Origin of the sequence: Amycolatopsis sp. lyj-346 (assembly GCF_046548975.1) — a bacterium.
GTDB lineage: Bacteria > Actinomycetota > Actinomycetes > Mycobacteriales > Pseudonocardiaceae > Amycolatopsis.
Genome location: NZ_JAJPWT010000002.1, coordinates 437,100 through 450,720, shown reverse-complemented (window position 1 = coordinate 450,720; position 13,621 = coordinate 437,100). Strand labels below are relative to the sequence as shown.

Below are 13,621 nucleotides of genomic sequence, written 5' to 3'. Positions count from 1 at the left end.
GGCCCCAGCACCGACCCCAGCATCGAAAAACCCCGATCGGCCCCGTTTCTCGATCGTTTTGCCAACCTGATCAGCACTGATCTTTTCGGAGGTAGTTTCTCGTGTCCGGATTCCGTGGTGGGATGAAGCGCGCCGCCGGCCGTCGCCGTCGGGCCACCGTGCTCGTGCTGGTGGCACTCGGCTTCCTGCTGGTGCCCGTGTCCGCCAGAGCCGACGGCGCGAGCTGCCGGGATGTGTACTTCCCGGTGACGCTCGTGGCGCTCCCGCAGACGATGCACGGCACCCTGTGCGTGCCCTCGGGTGGTGCGAACACGGTGCAGGTGCTCATTCCCGGCGGCACGTACAACAGTTCCTACTGGGACATCGGGTACCAGCCGGAGATCCGGTCCTACCGGCTGGCGATGAACAACGCCGGGTACGCCACGCTCGCACTGGACCGGCTCGGTACCGGGCGCAGCAGCACACCGCCGAGCGCGGTGCTGACGACGGTCACCGAAGCCACCGTGGTGCACCAGGTGATCCAGGCGGTGCGGTCCGGTGCGCAGGGGCCGCGCTTCGGGAAGGTGATCCTGGCCGGGCATTCGTTCGGCTCGGGTACCGCCAGCATCGAGGCGGCCACGTTCAACGACGTCGACGCGGTGCTCGTCACCGGGCTGGCCCACCGGTTGAACCTCGTCGGGACGGCGGCGGTCTTCACCTCCACCTACCCGGCGCTGCTCGATCCCCGGTTCGCGACCGCCGGCTACGACCCCGGGTACCTCACCACGGTTCCGGACAGCCGGTACTCGATCTTCCACGCGCCGGGGCCGAAGGTGGCCGGGGCGATCGCCTTCGACGAGGCCACGAAGGACACCTCGGCGTACGAGCAGGCGGCCGACCTCTTCCCGCTCGGCATCATCGCGCCCTACTCGCTGCTGATCGACCGGCCGGTGATGGTCGTGCTGGGCCAGGACACGGTCTTCTGCGGGCTGCTGGCCACCGACTGCGGGACGGCGAGCGGGATCAAGAGCTCGGAGTCGCCGTACTACCGGCTCGGCGCGGACCTGACGACGTATGCGCTGCAGGGCTACGGGCACGCGATCAACTACGCGCCCAACGCGCCGGACTACTTCCGGGCCGTCATCAGCTGGGCCGACCGCAAGGTCGGCCGCTGAGGGGGGCGGGCACACGATCGGGTGGGTGATGCCCCGGGTCCGGTAACGGCCCGTGACAGCCCGCCCGGCCGTGCAGGCCGGTACTCGCCGTCCTGGATCCCGGCGTTCCCGCCGCGCTCGGCGACGCATTCGTGTCACCGTGACCAGGTGTTCCGAAAGTTTCGAAGGCCCTGCGTGCGTGTAACTTTCACGAATTCTTCGTCCTTTGTGGACCGACCGCAGGGCGTTGAGGAGGCAAAGTCACCCGGCTCGGCTTCGGGGACGTCGCGGCCGGTTCGCGTGGATTGACAATCCCGCTCCCGGACGTTCAGGCTTGCGCAACGCATGTTAGCGATAACAGTAATCGTCTTGCCCATGCGCACACCGATCTGGCCGTCCAACGGCGGGTAGCTGACCGGGAGAAGGTCGTCATGAACAGAGGAAATATCAGCCGCAGAAGCCGGCACTTGATCGCCGTGCTCGCCGCCGGGGCGACGGTCGCGGTGACGGCGTTGTTCGGCGCCAACGCCGCGCAGGCCGACGTCACCGGCGCCCTGCGCGGGGTGGGTTCGGGCCGGTGCCTGGACGTGGCGAACTCCAGCCAGGCCGACGGTGCCCTGCTGCAGATCTACGACTGCTCGGGCGGTGCGGGCCAGCAGTGGACGTCGACCAACAGCGGTCAGCTGACGGTCTTCGGCGGCAAGTGCCTGGACGTACCCGGCAGCGCCACCGCCGGCACCCGGGTGCAGATCTGGACCTGTCACGGCGGGGCCAACCAGCAGTGGCGGGTGAACGCCGACGGCTCGGTGGCCGGGGTGCAGTCCGGGCTCTGCCTGGACGTCACCGGCGCCGGCACGGCCAACGGCACCGCGGTGGCGCTCTGGACGTGCCACGGCGGCACCAACCAGAAGTGGACGGGCCTGTCGACCACGCCCACGACCACCACCACGACGACCGGGGGCAACGGCTGCACGCTGCCGTCGACCTACCGCTGGTCGTCGTCGGGGGTGCTGGCGCAGCCGAAGAACGGGTGGCTGGCGCTCAAGGACTTCACGAACGTCGTGTACAACGGCAAGCACCTCGTCTACGGGTCCACGGTCAACTCGTCCGCGCAGTACGGCTCGATGGCTTTCGGCACCTTCACGAACTGGTCCGACATGGCCTCGGCCGCCCAGAACGGGATGAACTCCGGCACCGTCGCCCCGACGCTGTTCTACTTCGCGCCGAAGAACATCTGGGTGCTGGCCTACCAGTGGGGTGCCTGGCCGTTCATCTACCGCACGTCGAGCGACCCCACCAACCCCAACGGGTGGTCCGCGCCGCAGCCGCTGTTCACGGGCAGCATCTCCGGCTCCGACACCGGACCGATCGACCAGACCCTGATCGCCGACGGCTCGAACATGTACCTGTTCTTCGCCGGTGACAACGGCAAGATCTACCGGGCCAGCATGCCGATCGGGAACTTCCCGGGCAACTTCGGGTCGAACTACACGACGATCATGAGCGACACGAAGGCCAACCTCTTCGAGGGCGTCGAGGTCTACAAGGTCCAGGGCCAGAACCAGTACCTGATGATCGTCGAGGCGATGGGCTCGGGCGGGCGCTACTTCCGGTCGTTCACCTCGAACAGCCTCAGCGGTTCGTGGACCCCGCAGGCGGCCAGCGAAAGCCGGCCCTTCGCGGGCAAGGCCAACAGCGGTGCCACCTGGACCAACGACATCAGCCACGGCGACATCGTGCGCACCAACCCCGACCAGACCAAGACCATCGACCCCTGCAACCTCCAGTTCCTCTACCAGGGCAAGGACCCGGCGGCCGGCGGTGAGTACAACCGGCTCCCGTGGCGGCCGGGCGTGCTGACCCTGCAGCGCTAGCCACACCCAGCACGACGAGGAGCCCCAGCCGGTGGACGGCTGGGGCTCCTCGTCGTTCCACGCCGGGGTCGCCACCCGCCCGGCTGCCTTCCGGGGCAGCCCGAGCTGCCCGAAACGACGGCCACCGGCCTGGGCACAACGGAGACCGCGGACGTACCTTCGAGCCATGTCGGAGCGCGTGGAGGGGACCTCCGCACCGGTCACCCGGGCCTGCCCGCAGCCCCACCCGGCAGGCCCGCACCGCGACGCGCCCGCCCCCGGATCCGGCGGCGGGGGACTGCTGCGGCTGCAGCGGCTCGCCGGGAACCAGGCGGTCGGCCGGTTCCTGCGCCGCCCCGGTGCGGCGGGACCCGGCGTGCTGCCGGTGTCCCGGCAGGTCGACACCAGCCAGGCCGCGCCGATCAAGAAGGAACTGGACAGCATGGTCCCGTTCAACAGCACGCTGGAGCGGCTCTGGGCGCAGCTCGGGCTGCAGCTGCCCGAGGCCATCGCGGATCCGGCGTACAAGGACCTGTGGGACCGGTCGGTCACCAAGGAGAAGATCGACCCGGTCGCGGCCGCTCGTCCGCTGCTGTCCGCGCTCGCGGCCGACACCGTGTCGCTGTCGCAGTCCACGCTCGGCTCGCAGGTCATCCGCCTCGAGAACCTCGCCCAGGAGCTGCAGCAAGCCAAGGAGGACAAGGCCAAGGAGAACCAGTCCAAGATGCCGGCCGAGCACAGCGGCCCGGAGGGGGTCGAGGACAAGGAGAACCTGGTGAGCCGGAGCACCACCCCGAAGCCGCTGGCCGACGCGGGCAGCCTGGTCGACGCGGCAACGGTGGTCGACTTCCTCGAGAACTGGCCGGAGATCCTGCGTGGGGCGCAGGTGGGGGTGCGCCGCACCGGCATCAGCCTGCTCGCCCCGCCCGGGCCGCCGGCCGCGCCGGCACCCACGCTGCTGCCCGGCCCCGGTGGCGGGGACGCCGCCCGCACCGACGCGGGGCCGCCGGGCGAGCAGCTTTCGCCGGTGCTGTTCGCCCCGGACCTCGATGCCGAGTCCGAACGCAAGCGGGGCGGGGAGATCGACGACGCCGCGCTGGGCGTGCTGCGCGACGTCCACCGGCAGTGCCTCGAGAACGCGGCGATGTTCAAGGAGCTGATGGCGGCGATGCTGGCCGAGGACGCCAACCTCGCCGTGTTGCACCAGCGGCACGAGCTGAAGTCCGTCAGCGCGCTGTCCGGCCAGTCCGAGGCCGTCGCGACCGACGCGATCATCCGTACCGCGAAGCAGAACGCGACCGACGCGAAGACGTTCCTGACCATGCTCGGCACACCGGGCAAAGTGGACTGGAAGATCCTCGGCCCGTCGATCAGCCGGTTGCTGGGCGGCGAGAACGGCAGGCGGGACTGGTCCACCGCGGGCGTGAAGTACTTCGTGGACCAGTACCACAAGAAGATCACCGAGGCGGAGAAGGCGAAGGCCCAGGCCGAACTGGGGCTCGCGGTGGCGAACGTGGTCGCGATGCTGGCGCTGCTGACTCCGGCCGCCCCCGCCGCCGGCGCGTTCCTCGCGGTGATGGACGTGGCCGCGGCGGGCAGCGCCTACGCCGACTCGGCCGCGGCGGACAAGCGGGCGGACGTGCTGGGCGCGGCGGCCGCCGCCCGGATGGCGAGCAAGGACGCGGCGCAGGCGGCGCGCGAGCAGGCCGACGCGAAGCGCGCCGCGATGGTGTTCACGCTCATCACGAGCGCGCTGCCCTACGTGTCCGCCGCCGCGTCCGGGATCGCGCGGACCGCGGGCCGGGCCGGCTCGGCACTGCGCGGCACCAAGTGGCCGGCGCTGATGCCGGCGGGGCGGGCCGGGCAGCGCGGCGCTGCGCAGCTGGACCTGATTCTGGACCTCGGCACCCTCGGCCTTTCGGCGATCGCCCGCAACCGGGTGCAGGGAATGCTCGTGCTTTCCCAGATGGCGTCTCGCGTCAAGACGATCAGCCGCACCCTCGACTGGAGCCGGGTGGCCGCCGCGCTCGCCAGGGGCGGTGACGAGTCGCTGCTGCACCTGGGCAGCAAGTACGGCCTGGTCGACTACATCCGCTACCACCTCCACGGACCGGGGCTCGGGCGCGAGGGGTACCCGATCTTCCTGGCGCCGGAGCGGGCGAACCAGTTCGCCAACAACCACATCGAGGGCTTCATGCGCCGGGAGTTCAAGTCGGGCGCCGACGTCGACTTCAAGGTGGCGTACACCACCTTCGACGGCGACGAACTGTCGCCGTTCATCCGCGGCATGCTCACCAGCGGCGACAAGAAGATCCTCACCCGGCTGGCGCTCGACCAGGGCCTGATCGAGAAGTTCCTCAAATCGGCGGTGTACGACATCCGCGTCACCCGCGGCGGCATCACCCGGACCTACCGCGCGGGCGTCACGGTCGGGCCGCCCGGCTCCGCGGCCGTGACACTCAGCCCGCCGGTCCTCGTGCCCTGATGATCGTGCACCGGCCGGTGCACCCGGCGCGTCCGCCGTTGCTCCTTTGTGGACTGATCAGGAAACTCGCCGCGCGCGCGATCCGTTGCGGCTGAGTAAGTTTCACGGTTCTTTGACGTTGCCGCCCGGCGACCTTATGGTGGCTTTACCCGGCCGGTGACCGGGCGACTTCACAGCGCGCACCTCGCGCGCTCCTTGCACTCCCGAAGAGGAGTACCCCGTGACAACGCTGTCTCGTACTCTGCGCGCGGCCATTCTTCTCGCCGTGGTGCTGCTGGGGGTCGCGACACCCGTGTCCGCCGCGCCCGCAGCGGCTTTCAAGGTCCTGGTCTTCTCCAAGACCACCGGCTTCCGGCACGACTCCATCCCGGCCGGGATCGCCGCGATCCGGCAACTGGGCCAGCAGAACGACTTCGCGGTCGACGCCACCGAAGACGACTCGGTGTTCACCGACGCCGGCCTGGCTCCCTACGCCGCCGTGATCTTCCTGTCCACGACCGGCGACCCGGTGGGCACGCAGGCCAAGAAGGACGCCTTCCGGCGGTACATCCAGGGCGGCCACGGGTTCGCCGGCGTCCACGCGGCCTCCGACAGCGGGTACGACTGGGCCTGGTACGGCCAGCTCGTCGGTGCCTACTTCAAGCAGCACCCCGCGCAGCAGAACGCACTCGTGAAGGTGGAGGACCAGGTCCACCCGTCCACGCAGGGGCTGCCCGCGCAGTACACCCGGTTCGACGAGTGGTACGACTTCCGGGCGAACCCGCGGTCGGCTGTCCACGTCCTGACCACTGTGGACGAATCCAGCTACTCGGGCGCCACGATGGGCGCGGACCACCCCACCACGTGGTGCCACGACTTCGACGGCGGCCGCTCCTGGTACACCGGCATGGGCCACACCGTCGAGAGCTTCAGCGAACCGAACTTCCTGCGCCTGCTGCTGGGTGGGATCCGGACCGCGGCCGGGGCGGTCCCCGCCGACTGCTCGGTCACCACGACACCCCCGCCGACGGGCAAGCAGATCGTGGGCGCGCAGTCGGGCCGGTGCGTGGAGGTGCCGAACGCCTCGACGGCGAACGGCACGCAGGTGCAGCTGCGGGACTGCGTGGCCGGGCAGGCGAACCAGAGCTGGACCCACACCGCGGGCAAGCAGCTGACGGTGTACGGGAACAAGTGCCTGGACGCTTCCGGGCGCGGCACGGCCAACGGCACGCCGGTGATCATCTGGGACTGCACCGGCCAGCCCAACCAGCAGTGGAACGTGAACGCGAACACGATCACCGGTGTCCAGTCGAACCTGTGCCTGGACGCGTCCGGGCGCGGCACGGCCAACGGCACGAAGATCATCCTGTGGTCGTGCGGTGGGCAGGCCAACCAGCAGTGGACCCTGCGCTGAACCGTCCGCACCACCCCGGCTGCCCCGAGGAGACCCGTCATGTCCGGATTTTCCGCGCTGCGCCGCGGCGCGCTGGCGGTGGCCGGTGTCCTGGCCGCCGCCCTGATCCCGGTGCTCACGACCCCCGTGAACGCGGCCGTCCCGGCCGCCGCGGCGGCGCTGCCGCCGGACTCGAAGTTCCAGAAGGTCACGCTGCACAACGAGACGTCCAACCCGATGGCGCTGGACGTGGCGCCGGACGGGCGGGTGTTCTACATCGACCGGCTCGGTGACGTGAAGGTCGTCAAGCCCAACGGTACCGCGGTCCTCTCGACGCACCTGAACGTCTTCACGGCCAACGAGTCCGGCGGCCTGAACATCGCGCTGGACCCGGGGTTCGCCACGAACCAGTGGGTGTACGTCTACTACTCGCCGAACAACGCCGGCAACGTCGACCGCCTGAGCCGGTTCACCGTCAACGGCGACACCATCGACCAGTCGACCGAGAAGGTCGTGCTGGACGTGCCGGTGCAGCGCGCCGAATGCTGCCACCACGGCGCGGGCCTGGTCATCGACAAGAAGAACGGCAACCTGTGGCTGGCGCTGGGTGACAACACCAACCCGTTCGCCTCGGACGGCTACAGCCCGCTCGACCAGCGCTCCGGGCGCGCGAGCTGGGACGCCCAGCGCACCGCGGGCAACACCAACAGCCTGTCCGGGAAGCTCCTGCGGATCCACCCGGAAGCCAACGGGACCTACACGATCCCGTCGGGCAACCTGTTCCCGTCCGGCACGGCCGGCACGCGCCCGGAGATCTACATGATGGGTGAGCGCAACCCGTTCCGGATCGGCCTCGACCCGAAGACCGGCTACCCCCTGGTCGCCAACTACGGCCCGGACGCCGGGGCGGCCAACCCGAACCGCGGGCCTCAGAACACCGTGGAATGGGACGTCGTCAGCAGGCCGGGCAACGCCGGTTGGCCGTTCTGCATCGGCCCGAACCTGCCCTACAACCAGTACAACTTCGCCACCGGTGCGTCCGGCGCGAAGTTCGACTGCGCCGGCGGTCCGACCAACAGCTCGCCCAACAACACCGGGCTGACGAAGCTGCCGCCGGCCATCCCGGCGCAGGTGTACTACCACTACCAGGCGGACCCGGCGCACTTCCCGCAGCTGTCCGGCGGGGCGCCGATGGCCGGGCCGGTCTACCGGTTCGATCCCGGCCTCGCGTCGGCGCGCAAGTGGCCGGTGGACTTCGACGGCCGCGCGGTCTTCGCCGAGTGGAACACCAGCGCGATGTTCACCTTCCAGCTCGACAGCGGCGGCTCGAACGTCACCTCGATCGACCCGCTGCTGCCGTCGATGAAGTTCAACCGGCCGATGGACTTCGAGTTCGGCCCGGACGGCGCGCTCTACGTCATCGAGTGGGGCACCGGCTACGGCGGCGGCAACAGCGACGCGGCCATCGTCCGGGTCGACTACCTCGGCGGTGGCTCGGCCGCGCCGGTCGCGAAGGCCACCGCGGACCGCACCAGCGGGCCCGCCCCGCTCACCGTGAACTTCTCCAGCGCCGGCTCGGCCGACCCGGGCGGGTCCACGTTGCGGTACAGCTGGGACTTCGGGGACGGCACCACCTCCACCGCGGCGAACCCCAGCCACACCTACGCGGCCGGCAACTACACCGCGGTGCTGACCGTGACCAACACGGCCGGTGCCACCGGGACCGCGAGCGTCGCGGTCACCTCGGGCAACACCGCACCGACGCTCACCATCACGACGCCACCGACCGGCGGGCTGTTCGAGTGGGGCGACGCGGTGAACGTCGCCGTCACGGTCAGCGACCCGGAGGACGGGACGATCGACTGCTCGCAGGTGACCGTCCAGGCCTACCTCGGACACGACGCGCACGGGCACCCGCTCGATCAGTACCACGGGTGCACCGCGCGGGTGCAGACCACCCTTTCCTCCGGGCACAACGAAAACGACAACCTCTTCTACGTCGTCGAAGCGTCCTACACCGACAAGGGCGGATCCGGGGGAGCCGGCCCGGTCACCGGGCGCGCCCAGGTGGTGCTGCAGCCCAAGATGAAGCAGGCCGAGTTCTTCAGCGCCACCGGCCGCACCGCGGACGGGAAGGGCACCGACACCGCGGGCGTCACCGTGGAAGCCGCGACGGATCCGATGGGCGGCGGCAGCAGCGCGGCGTTCGTCCAGGACGGCGACTGGTGGTCCTACGACCCGCTCGCGCTCGACAACATCACCGGTCTGCACGTCCGGGCGTCCTCGGGCGGCTCCGGCGGCACGCTCGAGGTGCGCCGCAACGCGCCGGACGGTGCCCTGGTCACTTCGGTGCCGATCACCGGCACCGGCGGCTGGCAGAACTGGCAGGAGTTCACGGTCAACCTGCCGAGCCCGCCCGCCGGCACCGGGAAGCTCTACTTCGTGGCCCGCAACCCCGCCGGCCAGAGCGGCGCCGCCTTCCTGTTCAACGTCAACTGGGTCCACTTCACCGGCGCCGGCGTCGGCCAGCCCGGCACCCCGTCGTCGGGCAAGCAGATCGTCGGAAAGCCCTCCGGCCGGTGCGTGGAGGTGCCGAACTCGTCGACCGCCAACGGGACCCAGGTGCAGCTGCGGGACTGCGCCGGCCAGGCCGCGAACCAGCAGTGGACCTACACCAGCGGCAAGCAGCTGATGGTCTACGGGAACAAGTGCCTGGACGCGTCCGGCCAGGGCACGGCCAACGGCACCCCGGTGATCATCTGGGACTGCCACAACCAGGTGAACCAGCAGTGGAACGTCAACGCGAACGGCACGATCACCGGCGTCCAGTCGGGGTTGTGCGTCGACGCGAACGCGCAGGGCACGGCCAACGGTACGAAGATCATCCTCTGGTCCTGCGGTGGCCAGGCCAACCAGCAGTGGAGCCTGCGGTGAAACGCCTGCTCGCGTTCCTCCTCCTGCTGCCCCTCGCCGTCGCCGGGGTGGTCCTGACGGCTCGCCCGGCCGAGGCCGCCGCGTTGACCCGCGTCACCGGCTTCGGCGCCAACCCGACCAATCTCGGCATGTACCTGTACGTGCCGGACAACGTGGCGCCCAAACCGGCCCTGCTCGTGCTGGTGCACTACTGCAGTGGTTCGGCCGGCGCGATCTTCAACGGCAACGGGCACGACTACGCGACGGCCGCCGACCGCTACGGCTACCTCGTCGTCGTCCCCGAGGCGACCCGGGACGGCCACTGCTTCGACGTCTCCACGAAAGCGGGCCTGACCCGTGACGGCGGCAGCGACACCACCGGCATCATGGCGATGGTGGCGTGGACCCGCCAGCACTACGACGTGGACCCGGGCCGGATCGTGGTCAGCGGCTTCTCTTCGGGTGCCATGATGACCAACGTCCTGGCCGCGCAGTATCCGGACGTCTTCTCCGCCGGTGCCGCGTTCTCCGGCGTGCCCGCCGGGTGCTTCGCCACCACCGACGGCTCCCTCTGGAACAGCCAGTGCGCCGGCGGCAACGTCGTCAAGTCCGCGCAGCAGTGGGCCGACCAGGCCCGCGCCATGTACCCCGGCTATGCCGGCGCCTACCCGCGGATGCAGCTGTGGCACGGGAACCAGGACACCACCCTGGCGTACCCGAACCACGGCGAAGAGATCAAGCAGTGGACCACGCTGCGCGGGCTGAGCCAGACGCCGTCGTTCACCGACCACCCGCAGTCGTCGTGGACCCGCAACCGCTACGGCGACACCGGCACCCAGGCCACCGTCGAAGGCATCACCATCGCGAGTACCGGGCACACCCTGCCACAGGCGGGGATGCTCGCGTACGCCATCTCCTTCCTCGGCCTCGACCGCGGCGGGAGCGCGACCACCGGCGGCCCGGTGCGCTCCGTGGCCGCGGGCCGGTGCCTGGACGTGCCGGGCCAGTCGACCACCCAGGGCACGCGAATGCAGGTCTGGGACTGCCACGGCGGCTCGAACCAGACGTGGAGGGCGACCGCGGCCGGTGAGCTGACCGTCTACTCCGGCGGCACGCTGCGCTGCCTGGACGCCGAGGGCGGCGGGACCGCCCCCGGCACGGCCGCGATCACCTGGGCGTGCCACGGCGGAGCCAACCAGAAGTGGCGGGTCGGCTCCGACGGCAGCGTCACCGCGACGCAGTCGGGTCTCTGCCTGGAACTCGCGGGCGCGACCGTGAACGGCACCCCCGTGCGTCTGGGAACCTGCACCCACGGAACCACCCAGCAGTGGACCCGGAACTGACCCGGCGCGGGATCAGTACGGCAGGACGTACGCGTGGCTCGTGTCGGCGTCGTGCGTGGTGGTCGAGCCGCCCGGGCCGGTGAGTCCGGAGGCCGTCCCCTGGATCCCGGCGGTCTCCCCGCCGGGCCTACCTGCCTCTGGCGCCGTCCTCGGTAAGGTGCGGGGGAGCGAGGGGGAGAGTGACCGTTGACCGGATCGGGCGAACCGCGGCTGCGCTCCGCCGTCCTCGCCGCGGCGTGGGCGCGGATTCCCGGCGTGGACGTGCTCTCCTCGGGTGATGGCGGCCCGCTGACGCGGACCGTCAAGAAGATCATCGATCCGCTGGTGGTCCGCACGGCGGCGCGGCCGCGGCTGGGGCGTCCGGTGCTGGAGCCGGCCGCGGCGGCCGAGCTGACCGGGGTGCTGCTGGCCGACGCGCCGCGGCTGCGGGCGACGGCCGCGTGGTTCACGCACCTGAAGCGGCAGCGCCGGGTCCTGCGCATCACGGCCGGCGATGTCCAGGACGTCTGCTTCCCCTTGGCCTACGAGCTGGCGACGGGGTTCGGCATGCCGGGTCCGGATGCGCCGGAGACGGCCGCGGCGGCGTTGCGCGAGCTGCACGGCGAAGACGGCGAAGCCGGCGTTGCCCGGCTGAGCGCGTACCTGGCCGATCCTCGCGTGGCGGCGGACCTGACCGCGGAACTGCACCGGCGCTGGCACGGGAATTCCGACGCCGGCCTGGCGCCGGAGGACGCCGTGGCGCTGCTCGGCGAGTTCGTCGACCAGCTCACCGACGCCGCGTGGCTGGCGCTCGCCGAGTCCGCCGCCGGGCACGCCTTCGGGCTCGCCCTCCGCCACCTCGAGGGGGCCGGTGTCCTCGCCGAGGCCGTCCCCGGGCTGCCGGGACTCGGCCTGCAGCGCGGGGCCCGCGCCACAGTCCCGCCGCTGCGACGGCAGGACGAAACCGGCCCCGAAATCCTCGACCGCAGCGTCGAACGCCGCGTGCGCGCCACCCTGCGCCGGCTTCCGGCCGACGAGCGGGGGCCGGTCGCCGGTCTCGTCGACGACGAGCTCGCCCGGGTCGCCGCCGGGTTCGGGCTCGAGCTGCCCGCCTTGGCCGCCTGCTTCGCGCTCGGCGTCGTCCTCGCCCCCGCACTCCGGCCCCTCGACGGCGCCGCGGCCGGCGGGCCCGCGTTCGCGCGGCAGCTCAACGCCCAGGTCGCGCGCGAGGGCTACGTGCTGCACGCCCGGCGGGCACTGGCCGGCGCCACACCGCTCACCCCGCGACCCGACGCCGAACTCGTGCGTGAGCTGCGCGAATTCGCCAAGCAGTTCCTCGGCAGGCTGTGGATCCGGCTGCACGGCTTCGACGTCCGCGGCGAGGTCCCGGACGGCGCCGCGGACGTCCGGGACCTCGTCACCGGCGTCGTCCGGTCGACCTCGCTGGACCTGCGGACGAAGGTGCGCCGTGCGCTCGTGGCCCGCCTGCCGGACCTGGAGGCCGTGTCGTGACGCACCCGGTGCACACGCCGGTCCTCGCCGCGGACGGCGCCCTCCTCCGGTTCGCACTGGCCGACCTGCTCGCCGGCGAGCCAGGGTCGATGCGCGTCGAACTCACGGACGCGGCGGCCGCGGAACCGTGGCTGACGCGGCTGGTCGGCGCGGAGCGCGCGCTGGCGGCCCTCGAAGCCGGGCACGTGGACGTTCCGGCCCGGCCGGAACCGGCCGCGCTCGCGCTGCTGCTGTGGGCCCGCCGGTGGTGGCCCGCGAGCCCGGCGCTCGGCGTGCCGTCACTGGACCCCGCGCTGCTGGACCTGGAAGCCGCCGTCGCCACGGCAGCGGTCGAAACCGTGGCCGAAGGCATGCTCGACGGCTTCGAGGCCACCCCGGCGGAGCTGTTCGACGCCGCCGCCGAGGGGGTCGCGGCGACGGCCGTCGCCGGGGAGGTGCGCGGCCTGTGCCGGCGGTTGTCGGCGTGGTTCGACGACCGGGACGACGTCGTGCGCGCCGAAGCCGCGGCCGCGCCGGCCGCCGCCGCGTCGCCGGGGCAGCGGGAGTACGCCCTGGCCGCGGGGGCCGGTTCGGCGGCGCCCGCGGCGGGGGTCGTGGCCGGGGGCCGGGCGAGCGTCGACTGGGCGCGGGTGCCACCGGGCATCCTCGACGCCGCGGAGAACACGGTGGCCTGGCGGATCGTCACGCCGCAGACGGGCGCCCGGCTGGAGGTCGAAGTCGCGGGGGCGTTCGCCGACGCGGCGCTCACCGCGTTCGCGACCCACGACGGTGAGGTGTTCGCGGAGGTCCCCCTGCACCTGGGAGCCGGCTGGTTCGCCGGCGCGGCCGACCTGGCCGAAGCCGCGGCCCGGCGCGCCGTGGCCGCCCCCATCGGCATCGTCGTGGGCGTGACGGCCGACGGCGGCACCGGGACCACGCGGGAAGACCGCGCCGAAGTGGTGTCGCTCGTGCGGGCGCGCGCGGCACTGCCGCCGGAGGCCAGGACACTGGCCGAGCGCGCGGCGGCCGCGTCGGCGGAAGAGGAGTTCTGA

The 13,621-nt window shown here is 71.6% G+C and carries 8 protein-coding genes; all 8 read left to right on the top strand.

The features are described 5' to 3' along the window. The first annotated feature begins 122 nt into the window (after positions 1 to 122). The 8 genes from ACLJQE_RS08355 (at position 123) to ACLJQE_RS08320 (ending at position 13,621) form a co-directional block, all read left to right on the top strand. Positions 123 to 1,154, top strand: coding sequence for an alpha/beta hydrolase (locus ACLJQE_RS08355; protein WP_410638563.1), 1,032 nt, complete (start codon positions 123 to 125; stop codon positions 1,152 to 1,154). Between the two features lie 410 nt (positions 1,155 to 1,564). Continuing rightward, positions 1,565 to 3,007 (top strand): non-reducing end alpha-L-arabinofuranosidase family hydrolase, encoded by a 1,443-nt coding sequence (locus tag ACLJQE_RS08350; protein ID WP_410638562.1) that lies wholly within the window; start codon positions 1,565 to 1,567, stop codon positions 3,005 to 3,007. A gap of 166 nt (positions 3,008 to 3,173) precedes the next feature. After that, positions 3,174 to 5,471: a hypothetical protein gene (locus ACLJQE_RS08345; protein ID WP_410638561.1), complete on the top strand. Its 2,298-nt coding sequence runs from the start codon at positions 3,174 to 3,176 to the stop codon at positions 5,469 to 5,471. Positions 5,472 to 5,691: 220 nt separating this feature from the next. Continuing rightward, a complete protein-coding gene (locus ACLJQE_RS08340; protein ID WP_410638560.1) occupies positions 5,692 to 6,864 on the top strand; it encodes a ThuA domain-containing protein in 1,173 nt (390 codons plus the stop codon). Positions 6,865 to 6,903: 39 nt separating this feature from the next. Then, positions 6,904 to 9,777, top strand: coding sequence for a ricin-type beta-trefoil lectin domain protein (locus ACLJQE_RS08335; protein WP_410638559.1), 2,874 nt, complete (start codon positions 6,904 to 6,906; stop codon positions 9,775 to 9,777). Beyond that, positions 9,774 to 11,099, top strand: a complete 1,326-nt coding sequence (locus tag ACLJQE_RS08330) for a PHB depolymerase family esterase (RefSeq protein WP_410638558.1) — start codon at positions 9,774 to 9,776, stop codon at positions 11,097 to 11,099. Before ACLJQE_RS08335 ends, ACLJQE_RS08330 begins: the two co-directional genes overlap by 4 nt. 186 nt (positions 11,100 to 11,285) lie before the next feature. Further along, positions 11,286 to 12,590: a hypothetical protein gene (locus tag ACLJQE_RS08325; RefSeq protein ID WP_410638557.1), complete on the top strand. Its 1,305-nt coding sequence runs from the start codon at positions 11,286 to 11,288 to the stop codon at positions 12,588 to 12,590. Then, positions 12,587 to 13,621, top strand: coding sequence for a hypothetical protein (locus tag ACLJQE_RS08320; protein ID WP_410638556.1), 1,035 nt, complete (start codon positions 12,587 to 12,589; stop codon positions 13,619 to 13,621). The genes ACLJQE_RS08325 and ACLJQE_RS08320 overlap by 4 nt, the downstream gene beginning before the upstream one ends.